Here is a 17,874-nt window from a genome sequence, read left to right as displayed (position 1 = left end):
CTATAACATGAAACTCATCATTTCTATAAGCTTGATCGGAATGAGTTCATTGTAGCATATGGACCTATTAGGATAAAGTAATGCCCATCCGGGCAAGCTGTGAGCCGCCTGCTTCTACAGCTCCACTATCGCCTTGATAACGCCGGTTTCCGGCTTAAGCCAGGACTCGTAGGCACCGATCATGTCTTCAAAGCCGACGCGGTGCGTAATAAACGAATCCGTATCAATCTGTCCGCTGCGCAAGCTGTCAATGACGTGCTCGAAATCAACAATCGTCGCATTCCGGCTTCCCATCACCGTCAGCTCGCGCTTATGGAATTCCGGATCATGGAACGAAATATCCGCTTTGACCAGGCCGACATACACGAGCCGTCCGCCATGCGAAACATATTGGAATGCACTCTCCATCGACTTCGCATTGCCCGTCGCATCGAAAACGACCGTCGGGAAGTCCCCTCCGGTAATCGCTTCGATTTCCTTCACCGGATCGTTCTTCACGTTCACGGTATAGTCAGCCGGAGCCCAATCCTTGCAATACTGGAGACGTGCATCATTGATGTCCAGCGCAATGACCTGCGCCCCTGCCAGCTTGGCAAATTTCATGACGCCTAAACCAATGGGACCCGCCCCGATAACCAGCGCAAATTCGCTCGGAGCAATATCCGCTCTGCGTACCGCATGGGCACCGATGCTTAGGCATTCTACAATCGCGGTTTGCTCCAGACTCAAGCCGTCCGCCTTCAACAAATGATCTGCGGGAACCGTCATATACTCGCGCATGCCCCCATCCTGATGGACGCCCAATACCCTCATCTGTGTGCAGCAGTTCGTTTTGCCGGTACGGCATGCGATGCAGCGTCCGCATTCCAAATAGGGCATAATCGTTACCGTGTCGCCCGGCTGCAGCCCACGGCTGTTGCTGCCGATCTCTACGATTTCACCGGCCAGCTCATGCCCCAAAATACGGGGATATTCGAAAAAGGGCTGGTTACCGCGATACGCATGCAGGTCGGTACCGCAAATACCAATCCGGCGGATGCGAATGAGCGCTTCTCCCTCCAAGGCTGTCGGCATCCCGGTTTCCTTCATTGCAAAGCGGTTCGGTTCTTCGCACACAATTGTTCTCATGAGTTCGCTCTCCTTTTGATTTATAATGAAATGCCCCTGCCTTCCGGCATCAACACAACAGTCCCGCTTGCACGACTAGTTATTTTCCGGTCTGCCGCTCAGCCAAGTCTCATTATGGATGGGTGCCAGCAGCTCCTGCACCCGCAGCAGCGCTTGCGGATCTATCGGCTCGTCGGTCCACGCTGCGTTCGTGGCGATGTTTTCCGGCCTTGCCGTACTGACCAGCGTCGTCGGAATGCCTTCATGAGCTACAGCGAATTGAATCGCCAGCTTAGGCAGGTTAATTCCCTCGGCAGCGCAAGCTTCAGCTGTTTGACGGCACACTTCCTTGACCTTTGCACCTGCCGGATGCCAGTCCGGGGGCTCTTTGCCGCTCAGCAAGCCCATCGATAACGGGGACGCATTCACCAATCCGATTCCTTTGGCATCCAACTGGGGCAGCAGCTCAAGCAGCGAGGTGTCATTCAAGGAATAGTGGCAGTAGGATAACACGCTATCAACAAATCCGTCCGCCTCCGGCGCGTTCAGTACGGACCGGAATATTTGGAGAGGCAAGCCCGATATGCCCGCAAACCGGATCTTCCCTTCCTGCTTCAGCTTCTGAAGCGAGGGCAGGCTCTCCTCAATGATTTGGCGCATGGAGCCGAATTCAATATCATGCAAATATAATATATCGATGTAGTCCGTATGCAGCCGAGCCAGGCTCTCCTCCACGCTGCGTTGAATACGGTCCGCCGAGAAATCAAATGCATCGCCGCCGTAACGGCCAGCCTTCGTCGTTAAATAAAACCGGCTTCGATCCATTTCCCGGATGGCCTGCCCAAGGACGCTCTCGGCTTTAGTCAGTCCGTAGTAGGGTGACACGTCAATCAGGTTGATCCCCAGCTCCACCGCTTCATGAACGGTGCGAATGCCCTCATGATCATCGATTTCGCGGAACACGCTTCCAAGAGAAGAGGCCCCGAAGCTCAATACAGACACATCCAGTTCCGTCTTGCCCAGCTTTCTGTACTTCATAAATGCTCATATCCCCCTTGCTTCATTTTACTTATTCTGCATTTGAAAGCGGTTTCCCTTTCTGTGAAAGGACATAGATTATAATCTCGTTGCTTGTTCCTGCAGCTTATGATATTTTTATGTTACCGATAACATAACCTTACCAGCAAATGAAACTAACGTCAATCCATAGGTTTGCTTCTCCAAATAGTTCGTTCTCCCGACTTGATAAATAGCGCTAATTGTTCCAAAATAGGAGCCATGCCCATTTCATTGACGGGCTTGCACCTGCAACCCCAAGTCATTACTCCGAAAGGAACGTTCACCCTTATGGTTACCATATATGATGTCGCCAAGAAAGCGAATGTCTCCCCCATGACGGTGTCCCGGGTAATCAACCGATCTCCTCTCATCAGTGAGAAGACGCGGTTAAAGGTCGAGGCCGTGATCGAGGAGCTGGATTATATTCCGAATAAACAAGCCCGAAGTCTCATCTCCAAGGAAACGAAGCTCGTTTCCCTTGTGATATCGGACATTTCGAATCCTTTCTTCACGACGATTGCCCGAGGAGCCGAGGATAAGGCGATGCAGTCAGGATATCAGCTTTTACTTGGCAACACGGACGAGCAGACGATGAAGGAATCCAGGTACATCGATCTGCTGCTGTCAAGCAAGGTGGATGGGGTACTCATAGCTCCTGCAGGGGACGGCTCGCTTGCCAACCTGCGGAAGCTAGTGAAGCGCAAAGTGCCCTTCGTGCTCATCGACCGGCATGTCGACGGGATGACAAGCGACCTCGTCCTTGGAGACAACCCGGAAACTACCCGTAAGCTTGTTGCCCATCTTGTGGAACAAGGGCACCGCAAAATTGCTTTGATCAACGGCCCTTCCAGCGTTTCCAACGCCAGGGAAAGAAAGCAGGCTTTTCAGGAGGCGTTGCTCTTGAACGGTTTGGAGCTGAATCCCCAGCTGTTTATTGAGACGCATTTCCGTCAGGATAACCTTTCGGATATTGTCAATACACTCATCAGACTTACGCCGGATGAGCGCCCGACTGCGATTCTCGCAGCCAACAATTTTATCGGAGTCAATACGATCCGCGCACTGCGCCAGATGCAGATAGACGTTCCCGGCGATGTTGCCGTTGCCTGCTTCGACGATCCCGAGCCGATTCCCGACTATAACCCGTTCTTAACCGTTGCCGCCCAGCCTGCCTATGATATGGGATATATGGGGATGCAAATGCTGATCGAGCGAATTGAAGGCACGGCCCCTCCCTCCACCCGGAAGGTTGTCCTGCCCTCGGAGCTGATTATACGAAAATCTACCGATCGAAAGCTGTAATGAAGCAGCCTCGGCTTCCACTTCCGCCGAGGCTGCTTTTCTCATTTTGATAAACATACTCGCCGGCTGGCTAGCGTTCCTTATTCACCCTCGACAGTCACCTGACCCAGCAGTTCCTCTACATCCAGCGGGTCCACATATCCCGCACGGGCCGTTAACGCATTGGCGGAGCCGGCTGCGGCGGCATAGGCGAGGCAGCCCTTTATCGGCAGCCCCCGATGAACCGCCACCGCCATTCCGGCGACATAGGCGTCCCCACAGCCTACCGTATTCACGGCCCGTAGATGTGGAGCCCGGACCCGGTACCGCTTCATGGAATGAGACGTATACGCCCCCTCCGCACCCAAGGAGACGCTGATGGTCTCCAGGCCGGATTGGTGCAGGGTGTCCAGCTGCTCCAGCAATGTGTCCTGCTTTTCGTTCCAAGCCGAACCGAGCAACTGGGCCATCTCCTCCTGATTCGGTTTAATGAAACAGGGGGCCGCTTTGATGCCGCTTTGCAGCGCCGGGCCGCTTGCATCGAGAAAAGCCTTGGCCCCGGCTTGCTTGGTCACGGTAACGAGCCTCGCATAATAGTCGCTCGGCACCCCCCGGGGCAAACTGCCGCTGAAGCAGACGATTGAGGATTGCCTCGCCAGCCGCTGCACGGTTTCGGCCAATTGCTCCATCGCCTTCTCCGAAATCTCAGGCCCCGGCTCCAGCACCTCGGTAGACTCGCCCGCCGATTCATCGATCAGATTCAAGCATAACCGGGATTCACCATCCACATTTACGAAATCATGAGCAAGCTCTTGGCGTTCCAAGCCTCTGCGAATCCATTCCCCGTTGCTTCCACCCAGAAAACCGGTGGCTACAACCGGATATCCCAACAAATGTATGACCCGGGCTACATTAATCCCTTTGCCTCCCGGCTCTGCGTACACGTTGTGCACACGGGATACCCGGCCCAAGGAAAACCGGGGCATATAATATGTTTTATCGATAGCCGCATTCAATGTAACTGTAGTAATCATGGGCTAGGATCACTTCCATTCCTTGGCTTTACCTATGCTGCCGACCATCCGCATTTTATCCATCGCCGCTTCCTTCACGGCTTGTTTGGCAGGAATCATATATTTACGCGGATCGTTCTCCGACGGATGCTCGGCAAATACCTTTTTGATGGCATTAGAGAAAATAATGCGGATCTCCGTAGCAATGTTCATCTTGGCCATGCCAAGTGAAATGCAGCGTTTCACCTGCTCCTCCGGAATGCCGGATCCGCCATGCAGCACTAAGGGCAGCGGAACCTTGCCCGCGATCCGTTCGATCCGGCCGAAGTCAATATTCGGCTCTCCCTTGTAGATGCCATGTGCCGTTCCGATGGCCGGCGCCAGCGTCGGCACGCCCGTCAGCTCGACGAAGCGGACGCATTCGTCCGGGTCCGCCATCAGCGCTTCGTGCTCCGCGACGACGATGTCGTCCTCGACACCGCCGACCTTGCCCAGCTCGGCTTCGACATTGACACCCGCGGCTCTGGCAATGTCCACGACACGGCGGGTTTGGATTACATTTTCCTCAAAGCTGTGCATGGACGCGTCGATCATAACGGATGTATAGCCTGCGCGAATACATTGAATGATCGTATCGAAATCCGTGCAATGATCCAGATGCAGCGCGATGGGAACATGGGCGCGGGCGGCTGCCGTCTGTGCGGCCGCAGCAATATAGTCGGCACCCAAATGCTTGACGGTCCCGACGGTGGACTGAAGAATGAGCGGCGACTGCGTCTCCTCCGCCGCCTCGACTACTGCCTGCAGCATCTCGAGCGTATGGACGTTAAAGGCCCCGATTCCATAGCCCTGCGCTCTTGCCGCTTCCAATAAAGGGGTCGACGACACTAATGGCATATTGCTGTACCTCCGATTTTCGATAATTGGATTAGCCTGGAGCCAGGGATTAAATAATGACCACTTGCGTCAAATTCCGAGGCGTATCAGGGTTGACTCCCCGCTTCATTGCGGTGTAATAGCCTAAATACTGCAGAGCGGGCAAATACAACACACTGCGCGCTTCATCGGACAAAGCCTCGCCTCCAACCTCCAGTACGGCATCCGCAAAAGAGGTATCGTCCCCTTGCTTCGCGGTCAGCAGCAGAACGAAGGCACCGTATGCCTGCATTTCCTGTGCAACCTTCAACTCGTACGGACGGGCTTGCTCGGATAGCAGCAGGCAGACCAGCGTCCCCGGCTCTACCACCGATTTGGGTCCATGGCGGAATTCCAGCGTGCCGTAGGCTTCCGTCCACACGTAGGACATTTCTTTGATCTTCAGGCAAGCTTCGAGCGAGATGCCGTAAGCGGTCCCCATGCCCAGGTATATATATTTCTGGAAATCGTTTTGAGCCACGAGATTTCGGATGAAACTATCCGAGCCGGCCGTTACGCCCGCATCCGCCTGCAGCACTTGCTCCATCTCCCGCACCCATGGTTCATGTCCCGACGCCTTGGCGATCGCCGTTTGCATCATAAACGTCATGCTGCTGAACGATTTTGTCATCACCGTGCTTGTTTCTTTCCCGAGCGGAGAGAGAAGGCAGTCCGCAATCTGTGCCAGCTTGCTGTTCTCATAACAAGTAATGCCCGCCACGGTAACATTCGACAGCTCACGCACGGCTTCCAGAGCCAAAATAACCTCCGTTGACTCCCCGGAACGGGATACGCCGATGACCAAATAATGGCGGTGCCCCGGCATAGCCTGCCTGCCAAATAAAAACAGCTCGGATGAAGGATAAGCCGCTGCGCTTTTGCCAAGCCATGTACGGCAGGTTGAAGCCATCGATAGCGCCTGATAATAAGAAGAGCCCGAGCCGATAAAAATAATTTCATCCGCTTCCGGATGCAGTAAATAGGACTGAATCCATGCCTGCTGCTGCTCCAGCTGACCCCAAGCCGCCTGCAGCGCCTCCGCTTGCGAGGAAATTTCAGGATACGTAAATTGACCGAATATTGTCATTGGATTGCCCCTCTCCTGTTTATAATGAAATATTACGTCATTTTTTTGATTTTTTCAATCATTTTATTCAACACAAAAAGAAACCATCCGTTCGAGTTCATCGATCGGATGGTCTTTTTCAGTATGTTTCCTATGGATGCGGTTTTATTGATCAATTCATCAGATTCGGGTCAGCAATCTTTTTATCGCTTGATCGGATTCCTTAAGCACAAGATCTTTGTCGATCGTTTTGACCAGCTTGTTCTCCATCACGATCTTTCCGTCAATAAATACCGTATCGACATCCCCCCGGGTTGCGGAATAGACGATACGCGAAAATAAATCGACATCATAGGAGGGGAAGGAGTGGAAGTCATACAAATCAAGCAGCTGCAAATCCGCCTTTTTCCCCGGTTCGATACTGCCAATTTCATGCTCAAGCCCCAGCACCTCGGCCCCGCCCATCGTGGCCAGGCGCAGAACGGAACGGGCGTTCATGACCGTCGGCCCATGCTGAACCTTCTGGATGTAGGCGGTGAGCCGCATTTCCTGGAACATATCCAGATTGTTGTTGCAAGGGGCTCCGTCCGCGCCTATGCCAACGTGAATGTGGCGGCCCAGCAGGTCCGGTATTTCAGCGAGCCCCGACGCCAGCTTCATATTGGAGCCCGGGCAGTGCGTTACCTTCACACCGCGGCTGCGAATGATTTCCTTCTCCTGCTCATCCAGCCATACACAGTGGGCCAGCACCAGCTGAGGTGAGGCTAGCCCGATATGATCGAGGTAGGTTACGTTACGCATGCCTCTTTCCGATTCGACAAGCTCGATTTCCCCCCGGTTCTCGGAGGCATGAGTATGCACCAGCACATTGTGCTGCTTCGATAAATCGCGTACCCCCGTCAACAGTTGTTCCGTGCAGGACACTACAAATCTCGGGCAAAAGGCGTACTGCAGCCGGCCGTTGTCATGTCCGTGCCATTTGTTCAGCAAGGCCTCGCTTTCCTTCAAAGAAGCGTCCGTATCCTCCAGCAAAATAGCCGGCACATTCGCCCCGTGATCCATCATAACCTTCCCGGAGATGGCCCGGATACCGCTCTGTGCCATGGCTTGAAAAGCATAATCCGTATGGCGAACCGTCTCCATATCCAGAATGGTCGTTGTACCGCTGCGGATCAGCTCCCCGATGCCCAGCAGAGCGGAGTAATAGATCGATTCCTCGTCATGAGCCGCTTCGAGGGGCCATATTTTTTTGCGCAGCCAGTCCAGCAGCTCCAAATCGTCGGCTCTGCCGCGGAACAAGGTTTGGCACAGATGAATATGCGTCTGCACGAAGCCGGGCAGCAGCACCTTTCCGCCTGCATCCAGCACCGTATCCGCTGCCGCTTCATCAAGCTTCGCTCCTACCTGGACAATGCGGTCATCCTCAATCAGCACTTCACCGTTCAATACGTCATTCGCTGCATTCATGGTCACAATGCAGGCGTTCTTTATCAAAGTTGTCGCCATGACTCCACTTCCCTTCCCGGATTCAATTCATTCCTTGTGTAAAACAGTCAACCGCGAACCAAGGATAAACGGCTTCGCCATCTTTATGACGGCATGCGTTTGTCAAGGTAGACGAAAGCTGGGAAACTTCTACTTTCTTAATCTACGCAAAAAATCCTAACAACGAACATGACATAAAAGCTCTGTCATTCGTAGTTAGGAATTCACGGTTCCTTCTAGAGAGCCTCAATCCGATTATTGAGGATATACGAATTGGAATGCGATGGTGATGACCTCTTGCTTATGGCTTTTATTCTACCCGATGACCAAAGGCGAGTCAACGAAAAGGATCGCTGTTTTGCGAAAATTGTCCTTCTATCATCTCTTAATAGGTACATATACGAACATAATATATAATAACATTCGTAAATATTCGGATTTAAGGGAAAGAATTTACTTTACGAATTCAGGCCTCGAGCAATAAAATAAACCAGAACCGCATTGACGGCAAGCAGCGCGGGGATGCCAAGAACGAAGGAAGTATGCTTCGTTTTGTGGCGCCAGGTATACATCCCGGCCCATGCGCCCAGTGCCCCACCGAATGCGGCATAGCCAAACAATCGCTTCTCGGGCACTCTTCTCTTCCGTTGACCCGCCTGTGATTTGTCGTAAGCCATCAAACAGAAACTAATGATGTTCATGATTACTAGATAAGCGATAAAAATACGCAGCTTCTCCGCCTCCCGCAGCAAAAGTCCAATGATACACGAATTTCTTCGTATACACCATTGTACCTTTTTTGGACAAAAGGCGCATCTTGAGAAAAATGCCTCGCGGCATCCTTGGTGCATGATTTACGGTTGTCGCAGTTCTTAATCCAGTATAAATCGACATATTATTAGGGAACCCAGATTCATGCACACGAAAGAAGGTCGATCGAGCATGACCCGAAGCAGCCTGTTCCTGTATACCCTGGTTATCGTTTGTGTGGTGCTGTGCGCCGCCTTGATCGTCTCGCGCAAAGCCTCGTCACAGCACTATTCCCCTACATCCGTCGCCACCTCCGGTCCGTATACGCTCCAAGTTCAAATGGCTTCCGCGGAGGCCAAGGTGTTAAAGCCGAACACGTTTACGGTTAGCGTACGGGAGGCTAACAACACACCGGTCCGCGGTGCCTCCGTCTCCATCGCCATCTCGATGCCTGATATGTTCTGCGGTGTCAGTACGGCTCAAGCCGAGGAAGTTGAGCCCGGGATTTATCGCGGCGAAGGCATTCCTCTGATGGCCGGCCGCTCCTCCGCCGAAGTCTCCGTCGCGCTGAACGGACACAAGTATACGATCGAGCACCCTTTTCTTTCCGTAAGGTAAGTCTCTTTAAGGAGCGTTGCGCTGGAATGCACAGCTACCAAAGCCAGGGATGAACGCTGGGAATCCAGCCGTTTGCCGCCAGCCCGCGTAAAATCGAGATAACGCCGATCCAGACGGCGACCATCTGCCCTATGCGCAGCACATGCCTGCGCAGCGTTTTCTTGATTGCGCCTGCGAACAGCCCGGCGAAATACAGAGCGGGCAGTGTCGACAACCCGAACACGGCCATCAGCAGCGCGCCGCTCCAGGCGTGACCGCTCGCTGCGGCGTTCATCTGCATGGCATAAGTCATGCCGCACGGGATGAACCCGAGCAGAATGCCGCTCATGTAAATAGCGGCGCTGTCCTTGCGCGCACGGAGCTGCTCCATATAACGGCTCAGCGGTGCGAGCCGAAGCGGTCCCCACCGCGCGAGCGGCAGCGCGTACCTGCGGAAGGCCCACAGCAGAATGAGCACGCCTCCGGCAATGCTCGCCACTCCTTGAATCCCGGCAAGCTTCCCCGCCACATCGACGAACGAACCGACGGTGCCCATCAGTACCCCGAGCCCTGTGTAGGTGGTTACCCTGCCCAAATTGTAGGCCGTCACGGCACGCAGCGCACTTGTATCGGCATGAAGTGCAAAGCCGCTAACCGTACCACCGCACATGCCGATACAATGCGGAGCGCCCATAATCCCCGTCAGGGCAGCCATAAAGAGCGCATCAGCATTCATCGCATTCCTTTCCCCCTCCCCAGAAACATCGTCTCAAGCTCATCCTTCCAGCTGCCGCTTCGCATTACGCCCTTTGCAGCCGCAAAGCGTTGCAAATAACTGTCACGGAGCTGAGCGCCATCGCCGTACAAGCCATCCATGGAGCCAGGTAGCCTATGACGGCCAGCGGTATCGCCAGCGCATTGTAAAACAGGGAGAACATCAGATTTTGCCTGATGACCCGCATCGTACCTCGGCTGATCCGGATCGCCCTTACGATAGCTGTAAGGTCGCCCTGCAGCAGGATCACATCCGCCGCCGATTTGGCGATGTCCGTCCCCCGTGCGAAGGAAATGCCGACATCCGCAGCGGCAAGTGCCGGTGCATCGTTGATGCCATCCCCGACCATCGTCACCTTCTTCCCCTCCCGCTGCAGCTGACGCACCAAATCAACCTTGCCCTCGGGGAGCACCTCAGCGGCGACGCGGTCGAGTCCAACCTGCTTGGCAATGGCTCTTGCCGTCCGGGTATGGTCGCCGGTGACCATCCTGACATCCAGCCCCAATGCCTTCAGCTGCCGCACCGCTTTGCGCGCTGCCGGCTTCAGCATGTCTCGCAGCGCGAAGGCACCGGCCCATTGGCCGTCAACCGCTGCGTGCACCACATTGCAGCCTTCCTGCTCCCACCGCTCCAGCATGCTGATTCCCGTAACGGCCGGCACACCCGCCACACCGCTTTCGAGCAGCCATTGCCGGCTGCCGGTCAGCACGCTCCGCCCTTCAACAACCGCGCGGATTCCCTTGCCGGGCGATGCCTCGAATTGCTCGGCCTCCGGCAGCAGTATGCCGCGGTGCAGCGCCTCCTGCACGATAGCCCGGCCGAGCGGATGCTCCGCATGCTGCTCCGCTCCGGACACGATGCGCAGCAGTGTCGTCACCTGCCCCCGGGACGCAATGGCGTCAACCCATCGCGGCTTGCCCGCGGTCAATGTGCCTGTTTTGTCCAGCAGGATGACATCCGTGTGAGGAAGCACCTCCAGCTGCTTGCCTTCCTTGAACAAAATACCGGATTGCGCCGCTCTGCCCGAGCCAACCAGGATCGAGGTCGGGGTCGCCAGCCCCAAGGCGCAGGGGCAGGCAATCAGCAGGACAGCAATGGCCTTCTCCAGTGCGCCTCCTGCCTCTCCCGGCTCCAGGGCGATGTACCACACTGCGAAAGTTACCGCGGCGACAGCGATAATGATCGGGACGAAAACAGCCGATATTTTGTCGGCCATCCGCTGAATGGGCGGCTTGGCAGCCTGTGCCTCTTCCATCATGCGAATCATTCGGGCAATCGTCGACTGCTGCCCCACCCGGCTTGCCCGCACCATCAGCACGCCGTTCAGATTGATCGTTCCGCTGATCACCCCGTCTCCGGGCTGCTTGTCAACAGGTACGCTCTCGCCGCTGATCATCGATTCATCCACGGCTGCACAGCCTTCCATAATGAACCCGTCGGCCGCAACCTGGTCTCCCGGACGGATCACTAGAACGTCCCCTTCACGCACCTCTGCAAAAGGAACGCGAGCCTCCTTTTCGCCCCGCAGCACATGAGCTGTTTCAGGCCGCAGCTTCTGCAGCTGCTTCAAGCTGGACAGCGTGCGCTTCTTTGAGATCGCCTCAAGCCATTTGCCCAGCCATACGATGGTGAAAATCATGACGCTCGCGTCAAAATAAAGCGGCCCCGATCCATGATGGCCCTGGGTGTGCCCCGGCTGTACCGAGCCGTGAAACATCAAATAATGGCTGTAAAAATAAGCGGCCGAGGTCCCCATCACGACGAGGACATCCATATTGGCCCCGCCATTTTTAACGGCATAATAAGCGCCCCGGTAGAACGGCTGTCCGATGGCGAATTGTGCAAGGGTCGCAAGGGTCAGCTGGAACCAGGGATTCGACAGCAAGCCGGGCACCCACCAGCCGGAGGTAAGCGAATGATGCGCCATCATGGCCCAAAGGAAAGGCAGCGTAAGCAGCAGGGAGAGGAATGCCATCCAGCCGGTTGTCCCGGTCCCGAGCCGATCCGTCGACTTATCCGATTCTCCCGAATCGTTGCGCACTTGCGCTGAATAGCCGAGCTGACCAATTTTATGTTCAATTTGTTCAGTTGTAATTTGATGGGGCTGGAGCCTTAAGGATGCACTGTTCAATGCCAGATTCACGCTGACATCCTGAACGCCCTCCATCCTCCCTACCGCCTTCTCGATTCGTGCAGCACATGCCGCACAGGTCATTCCCGAAATGCTCATCACCACTTGCCGCACTGCCGTAGGCGTTGGCCCGCTCATTTGGCTTCACTCCATCATTGTGAGAATAGGATCCGGTTCTTACAACCCATGTTCCAATATATGGACTGGCCAGCCCAATCATGCCATCCCCGTTCTAATTCAACTGCCTATTTTATGCAAAAATAAATATATGTACTCCCATGACAAATGAACAATCGAAGTAATCAGAGGTCTCGTATACTACATCATCAAAGAAAGGAGTTGATTTAACATGTCCCATGGACATCACCAATTTTGTTGTCCTCCAGCGAAAATTATTTGTGACCCGCCAAGACAGGTGATCCGTGATTTCTATCATCCTCAACTCGTAGAAGTCGTTCATCAGGTCGAAGTCGTCAATCGCCACCATTGCGTACCGGTATATAAACACGTCGTGGCTTACTCCGAAAGAGATGAGTTCTGCAACGTGAATACGGCAGGCTACAGAAAAAGCCCTGGCAGAGCCCACATCTCCCAAGCCAGATCCAGACGCTAAAATGCCGGTTTTGCGTGCGAGGATAACCGGCATTGCCATCTTTCCAGGCGGCGTGCTTTGGTTAAAGTAGGCGAAGGCTGAGAACCTTATACTTTCTTATCTGCGCACAAAAAAAAGCGGTCCCGAAGTCATCAGACCTCAGGACCGCTTCATCCTATTTCAAACGCGACCTGCTTTAAATGGAACGTTCTTGCTCGGCATCTTGCTCTTCGTCGTCACCGGATTGACCCTTGAGAGCAAAAGACAAGCAAACCGTAATTAATATAAAAGCGATCAGCGCCAGAAACGGAATCGTAACAAATCCGAACCAATCGATATAATCTTGATCGCAAGGCACACCGACCGTACACGGCAGCAGCTTGGCCAAGCCCGGAATTTTCTGCTCGGCATAATGATATGCCGAAATAAGTCCGCCGATGATACTTAGAGGCAGCACGTAAGGAATGAGCCTCCGGTCATTTTTGTAGCAGGCCATACCCAGCAGAATCACCTGAGGGTACATAAAAATGCGCTGAAACCAGCACAGCTTGCAGGGCTCGAACCGTAATACCTCGCTAAAGAACAGGCTGCCCCCCACGGCAACCAAGGAGACCACCCAAGCCATATACATTCCGTATCGCTTTAACATGCGGCTTTACTCACCCTTTTGCGCCTTTTCGATCGCTGCCTTTAGTTTGGCGTAGTCATTGGCATCTTCGAATTTCTTGCCGTTGATAAACAGGGTCGGCGTGCTGTTCACCCTGTTTTTGTTCGCGAAAGCATTATGCTGATCCACTTCTTTTTGATACGTTTTGGATGTAATATCCTGCTGCAGCTTATCAAAGTCGATAGGCAGCGCTTCTTTGCGGGCGAGGTCTACCAAATATTGCGGCGTTGCCCAGGTCAGCTTCTCATCCGGCTGATTTTTATAGATTGCGTTATAAAACTTCCAATACGCTTCGTTATTTTGATGAAAAATCGATTGGGCTGCCAACGCAGCTGTCGTGGAGTCCGGACCGATAATCGTAAAGTTCATGAAATGCAAGGAGGCGATTCCTTTGTCGATAAAATCCGCCTTCAGCTTCGGTTCGATCTGCTGACTGAAAAATTGGCAGGACGGGCATTTGTAATCGCCCAGCTCGACGATTTTGACCGGTGCATTCGCATCTCCGAGGGATGGCATCGTCTCATAAGGAATGGCTGCCGGCTCCGACTTCGGCTGGAAAACAACGACGGCGGCAATAACCAGCACGATGACTGCAGCCGTGATCCACATGAGGCGTCTCATGCCGGCCTGCTCTTTTTGCTTTTGCAGCTTCTTCTGCTCTTTGTAATTCGACTTTTTGGATGGATTGGCCAATGAAATCTCTTCCTTTTCTACTAAAAATGCACAAATAATAGCAACTGCTTCATTATAGCATAATCTAACGTTAAACTAGTGCAGCACGACGACAAACATCGCACAAAGCACGAACAACACCTTGACGGAAATGACAGCGGGGGTAAACGGCCATTTCAACGGAATATCCGTTTGAGGCTCGAGAATACGCCGAATCCGCAAGTTGACGGAGGTATCGGTGAAGGAAACATGGGCGAACGGCATCGGCGCAGGCGCGTTCTTTTTCAACAGCTTCAATAAAGCACTGCCCAGATGAACCGAATCCCCCTGCTGCTCAATCGCATAATGGTCGGCCAGCACTTCCCTGATGATCTTATAGTTATGCTGAAACGACTTTAAGATCGGGATATACCACATGACGGACGACAGGAGCGACAGCAGGAACGTTTTTAATGGATCACCGTGCTTCTGATGGTACCGCTCGTGATAAACGACGGCTTGAAGCTCCTGCGGATCGAGCAATTCCATCAGACCGGTGGACAGCACAATGCGGGATTTGACCAGCCCCATTGCAAAAGCCATCGGCACTGTGGTGCGGATCACAACGATCAGCGGCTTGCCCCCGCAATAACTCCGGTTCAGCTCCTCCGCCAGGGCTTCGTCACGGAGGTGGAGCAGCTTTTTATAAAATTGGTTCGATAAAACAAGCTGTCTGCCGCAGTACCAGATGGAGTACAAGAAGGCGTGAAATACAAGAACGTTCAGCAGGTAGCCCATCCCTTTAAAGCCGAAATGGACAACGACCGAGCTGCACAGCTCGATGACATTGTATTTTACGTCCCAGCCGGATACCACATGCAGCAGATACAATCCCATTTGGATGAACAACGCTCCGGACAACACCATACTCGATAAAAAAATCAATCTGGACCGTTTTTCCCACATGGATCAGGTTTCCTTTTTGAGCTGCTTTATTTTTTGTTCCAATTTCTCCATCAGCACCGGATCCGCTTCCTCCAATGCATCCAGCATGTGATTCACAACCAGGGGGCCGAATTCCTCAATCAGCTCATGCGTCAGCTCCTTGGACTGGTTGTCCAGGAACTGGTCTTTGGAAACGACGGGGCGGTACAGAAACGACCTTCCCTCGATTCTTTTCTCCAAAATCCCCTTCTCTACCAGCCGGTTCATGACCGTCATGACTGTATTGAAATTGACTTGCTTTTCCCGCTCGAGCCTGTGCTGAACGTCTTTAATCGCCATTTCCGGCCCAGCCCAAAGGATGTCCATAATTTTGGCCTCGAGCGTTCCAAAGAAACGGTTCAATCCGCTCTCGTTCGTTTTAAAATGTTGTATTTTCAACTTGAACACACCTCTCACTACAAATTGTAGTGTCGTATTTTCCAAAAGTCAAGCTGCAGCGGAGGACGGACAAGGCTCCCACCCGCTCCTTTTCATAGAGGCATTCATAGAATGAAAGCAAGGGAGGTGATATCAGATGCCGAACACAGCTGTTACTTTAACAAGACTTCGCCGCTTCATCAACCAAGCCGAGTCCGCCTGGTTCACCGTCTATGATTCTCATCTGGACAAGGAAATCACGGTTAACGGAGGGATTTACTTCAAGCTGCCCTTGAGATTCAGCACCGTGAGTAAGGTCATCAATTACTTCCGCCGCTTCTGGAGCTTGCGTTTCAGCCGGATTATGCTGTGCAACATGCGGCCCATCATTTACAAAGGCAGACTTCTCGTTGTAGCCGGCGATCCCCCTATCGTCCCCTTTCGAGTCGTTACTCTCCGCATCGTCCGTGAGACGAGCCAGCACATCTATGTCCGCGCGGTCCTTACAGACGGTATTGAGACCCGGCAAACGGTCGACTATACGATTCTCAAAAAATCCAACAACCGTCTGACCATTATTCGACGCACCAAAACCGCCGGCGATTTCAGGTACCAGCCTTGCACGCTGATGCTGAAAAAAAAGTGCAAATAAATCCTTCCCGGCAAAAGAAAAAGCAAAGCCGGCTCCGCCTCGGAGTCTTGCTTTGCTTTTCATTACTATGGATCGGATTAACAAACCCGGCTCAGGAAGTGGGCAAGGAACCTGTCCGCATCCACCTCTATGCATACGGCGACATTCGCATCCGCATCCGGCGTACCTGTTGTACGTCCCAGCGTTTCTCCTTCGAGCCCTACCTGCAGGCGCATCGGTACGGATTTCACAAAGCCAGGTTCGATGACGGCACCGACGGCCAACGGATCATGAAGGGCACATCCTCCGATCCCCGGATAAAACCGTTCGTACGCCCCCATGTAGAATTCGGTCATGTCGGCAAGAAATGGTCCCAGCTTGGAAGTCTTGTTCCGCCAATTCGTCATTTCCTCAATGGAGAGTAGCGTCTTCATCGTCACATCCAGGCCCACCAGCGTTACCGGAATCCCTGAACGGAATACATAGTCCGCCGCATCGGGATCGGCAAAGACATTAGCTTCGGCGTACGCCGTAACATTCCCGGGGACCGTCACCGCCCCGCCCATCACCACCACGCGCTCCACCTGCCGGACAATGTCCGGCGCCTGCTGAATGGCCAGAGCCAGATTCGTCAGCGTCCCGACGGTAATGACCGTCACTTGATTCGGCTGGGATTGAATCCGATCAATCATAAACGGAGCTGCATGTCCCTGCTCAGCGCTGCGCTTCGGCAGCTCCTTGAGCGTGTTGCCGATGCCGTCCTCCCCATGAATATGCGGCGTGCTGCCCTTGGTCGGCTGACGTAAAAACGGCTTGCCCGCACCCGGGATGACTGGCACCTCACTATCCAGGTGCTCCAGAACGACCAACGTGTTACGCGTTGCTTCCTCCACTGTTACGTTGCCGAAGCAGGTTGTAATGCCAAGAACGTTCAGCTCCGGGGAACGCACGGCATAGGAAATGGCCAGCGCGTCATCAATTCCCGTATCGACATCCAATATAATTGCTTTCATAAATAAGCTCCTTCAGTATTGGCTTTATGTAGAATGAGGCAAACTCCTTAAATGCCAAGTGTATTATACCACAAAAAGTAAGCGGGGCTCCCTGCACCTCTACTCCCCTGCATTTTGAGAAAAACGCCTTACGGGGGCCTTCGGTAAATCCTATACGTTTGTGTGCGTGGGAGGGAGTCAGGTGCGGGCTTCCTCCTACATTCTTATCCACGCACAAAAGCTCACGCCGGAAATTCCTTATCGCTTGCCAAAGCCCGATCCAGGCTCTGCAGCATGTACCCGATCCCCTTGCTTCCGACCAGCGGGTATACGATTCGCCCGGCCTCCGGAAATACCAAGGGGATCAGCGCCGTAAATTTTTTGCCGCCGAGCACGACAATCTCATCCATTCGCTCCCACTGGCGCATTCTCGCTTGGCGCGAGAGCTCCTCTACAGAGAGGATATTCGGGTGCTTCGATCCGAAGGCAACATTATAATTGCCCGGAACTTCATCATCCGGAAGCAGGAAGCCGTGCTTGGCCGACAAGATACTCCACTCTTCGAAAAACCGCGCGGCATACGCCTGGCATTTGCGGTGCAAGGCTCCGGTATACGTCTGTCTCGCCGGATAGCTTCCTTCCGCAGACAAGGAGGTGTCCCATATTTTCCGGGAGCCGCACGGAATTATACATAGCCTGTTCAAGTACCTGGTCTCCTTCCGACATAATATTCCACCCCATTGGACACGCTATAAGCGGGTATAAGATCAAAGCTTCGAGCATCCGCGTCTTCGCCTAAT

General features: G+C 53.5%; 19 protein-coding genes and 1 riboswitch. Of the genes, 3 read left to right on the top strand and 16 right to left on the bottom strand.

Translation table 11 applies throughout. From position 1 onward, the window contains the following. Positions 1–114: 114 nt before the first annotated feature. Both CF651_RS06305 and CF651_RS06300 read right to left on the bottom strand, forming a co-directional pair. A complete protein-coding gene (locus CF651_RS06305; protein WP_094013999.1) occupies positions 115–1,128 on the bottom strand; it encodes a zinc-binding alcohol dehydrogenase family protein in 1,014 nt (337 codons plus the stop codon). Between the two features lie 75 nt (positions 1,129–1,203). Next, the gene (locus tag CF651_RS06300) at positions 1,204–2,145 is read right to left on the bottom strand and encodes an aldo/keto reductase (protein ID WP_094013998.1); all 942 of its coding nucleotides are present in this window, start codon (positions 2,143–2,145) and stop codon (positions 1,204–1,206) included. Positions 2,146–2,454: 309 nt separating this feature from the next. Here CF651_RS06300 and CF651_RS06295 point away from each other — a divergent pair, with 309 nt between their 5' ends. Further along, a complete protein-coding gene (locus tag CF651_RS06295; RefSeq protein WP_094014115.1) occupies positions 2,455–3,468 on the top strand; it encodes a LacI family DNA-binding transcriptional regulator in 1,014 nt (337 codons plus the stop codon). Between the two features lie 80 nt (positions 3,469–3,548). Here CF651_RS06295 and pfkB read toward each other — a convergent pair whose 3' ends face one another. The 5 genes from pfkB to CF651_RS06270 form a co-directional block, all read right to left on the bottom strand. Continuing rightward, positions 3,549–4,481 (bottom strand): 1-phosphofructokinase, encoded by a 933-nt coding sequence (pfkB, locus tag CF651_RS06290; protein WP_094013997.1) that lies wholly within the window; start codon positions 4,479–4,481, stop codon positions 3,549–3,551. A 9-nt stretch (positions 4,482–4,490) separates the two neighbouring features. Continuing rightward, complete coding sequence (fba, locus tag CF651_RS06285) at positions 4,491–5,357, bottom strand: class II fructose-1,6-bisphosphate aldolase (RefSeq protein WP_094013996.1); 867 nt, start codon at positions 5,355–5,357, stop codon at positions 4,491–4,493. Between the two features lie 49 nt (positions 5,358–5,406). Further along, on the bottom strand, positions 5,407–6,462 hold the full coding sequence (locus CF651_RS06280; protein WP_094013995.1) for an SIS domain-containing protein: 1,056 nt from the start codon (positions 6,460–6,462) through the stop codon (positions 5,407–5,409). A gap of 159 nt (positions 6,463–6,621) precedes the next feature. After that, on the bottom strand, positions 6,622–7,947 hold the full coding sequence (locus CF651_RS06275; RefSeq protein WP_094013994.1) for a 5'-deoxyadenosine deaminase: 1,326 nt from the start codon (positions 7,945–7,947) through the stop codon (positions 6,622–6,624). A 172-nt stretch (positions 7,948–8,119) separates the two neighbouring features. Further along, positions 8,120–8,218: riboswitch (purine riboswitch) on the bottom strand. A gap of 166 nt (positions 8,219–8,384) precedes the next feature. Further along, positions 8,385–8,627 (bottom strand): DUF1294 domain-containing protein, encoded by a 243-nt coding sequence (locus tag CF651_RS06270; protein ID WP_179232706.1) that lies wholly within the window; start codon positions 8,625–8,627, stop codon positions 8,385–8,387. 241 nt (positions 8,628–8,868) lie between these two features. Here CF651_RS06270 and CF651_RS06265 point away from each other — a divergent pair, with 241 nt between their 5' ends. Beyond that, complete coding sequence (locus CF651_RS06265) at positions 8,869–9,294, top strand: FixH family protein (RefSeq protein WP_179232705.1); 426 nt, start codon at positions 8,869–8,871, stop codon at positions 9,292–9,294. A 34-nt stretch (positions 9,295–9,328) separates the two neighbouring features. Here CF651_RS06265 and CF651_RS06260 read toward each other — a convergent pair whose 3' ends face one another. From CF651_RS06260 to CF651_RS06230, 7 genes are all read right to left on the bottom strand, one after another. Continuing rightward, positions 9,329–10,009, bottom strand: coding sequence for a sulfite exporter TauE/SafE family protein (locus tag CF651_RS06260; RefSeq protein WP_094013992.1), 681 nt, complete (start codon positions 10,007–10,009; stop codon positions 9,329–9,331). A gap of 64 nt (positions 10,010–10,073) precedes the next feature. Beyond that, positions 10,074–12,317: a heavy metal translocating P-type ATPase gene (locus CF651_RS06255; protein WP_094013991.1), complete on the bottom strand. Its 2,244-nt coding sequence runs from the start codon at positions 12,315–12,317 to the stop codon at positions 10,074–10,076. A gap of 112 nt (positions 12,318–12,429) precedes the next feature. After that, positions 12,430–12,831: a hypothetical protein gene (locus tag CF651_RS32195; protein WP_179232704.1), complete on the bottom strand. Its 402-nt coding sequence runs from the start codon at positions 12,829–12,831 to the stop codon at positions 12,430–12,432. Positions 12,832–12,967: 136 nt separating this feature from the next. Next, the gene (locus CF651_RS06245; protein ID WP_094013990.1) at positions 12,968–13,420 is read right to left on the bottom strand and encodes a disulfide oxidoreductase; all 453 of its coding nucleotides are present in this window, start codon (positions 13,418–13,420) and stop codon (positions 12,968–12,970) included. A 6-nt stretch (positions 13,421–13,426) separates the two neighbouring features. After that, on the bottom strand, positions 13,427–14,131 hold the full coding sequence (locus CF651_RS06240; protein ID WP_094013989.1) for a DsbA family protein: 705 nt from the start codon (positions 14,129–14,131) through the stop codon (positions 13,427–13,429). 75 nt (positions 14,132–14,206) lie between these two features. After that, on the bottom strand, positions 14,207–15,055 hold the full coding sequence (locus CF651_RS06235; protein WP_094013988.1) for a M56 family metallopeptidase: 849 nt from the start codon (positions 15,053–15,055) through the stop codon (positions 14,207–14,209). 3 nt (positions 15,056–15,058) lie between these two features. Then, positions 15,059–15,472 (bottom strand): BlaI/MecI/CopY family transcriptional regulator, encoded by a 414-nt coding sequence (locus CF651_RS06230; RefSeq protein WP_094013987.1) that lies wholly within the window; start codon positions 15,470–15,472, stop codon positions 15,059–15,061. A gap of 136 nt (positions 15,473–15,608) precedes the next feature. On the opposite strand from CF651_RS06230, the gene CF651_RS06225 reads away from it, so the two are divergent. Then, on the top strand, positions 15,609–16,103 hold the full coding sequence (locus CF651_RS06225; RefSeq protein ID WP_094013986.1) for a hypothetical protein: 495 nt from the start codon (positions 15,609–15,611) through the stop codon (positions 16,101–16,103). 77 nt (positions 16,104–16,180) lie between these two features. Here the strand turns inward: CF651_RS06225 and CF651_RS06220 are convergent, their stop codons facing one another. Together CF651_RS06220 and CF651_RS06215 are read right to left on the bottom strand one after the other, a co-directional pair. Beyond that, positions 16,181–17,095: a nucleoside hydrolase gene (locus CF651_RS06220; RefSeq protein WP_094013985.1), complete on the bottom strand. Its 915-nt coding sequence runs from the start codon at positions 17,093–17,095 to the stop codon at positions 16,181–16,183. A 221-nt stretch (positions 17,096–17,316) separates the two neighbouring features. Then, positions 17,317–17,778, bottom strand: coding sequence for a DUF6884 domain-containing protein (locus CF651_RS06215; protein ID WP_094013984.1), 462 nt, complete (start codon positions 17,776–17,778; stop codon positions 17,317–17,319). Between the last annotated feature and the right edge of the window lie 96 nt (positions 17,779–17,874).

Source organism: Paenibacillus rigui (assembly GCF_002234615.1).
In the GTDB taxonomy this organism is placed as follows: domain Bacteria; phylum Bacillota; class Bacilli; order Paenibacillales; family NBRC-103111; genus Paenibacillus_S; species Paenibacillus_S rigui.
The sequence above is the reverse complement of the archived record's forward strand: the minus strand, read 5'-3'. Positions and strand labels throughout refer to the sequence as shown.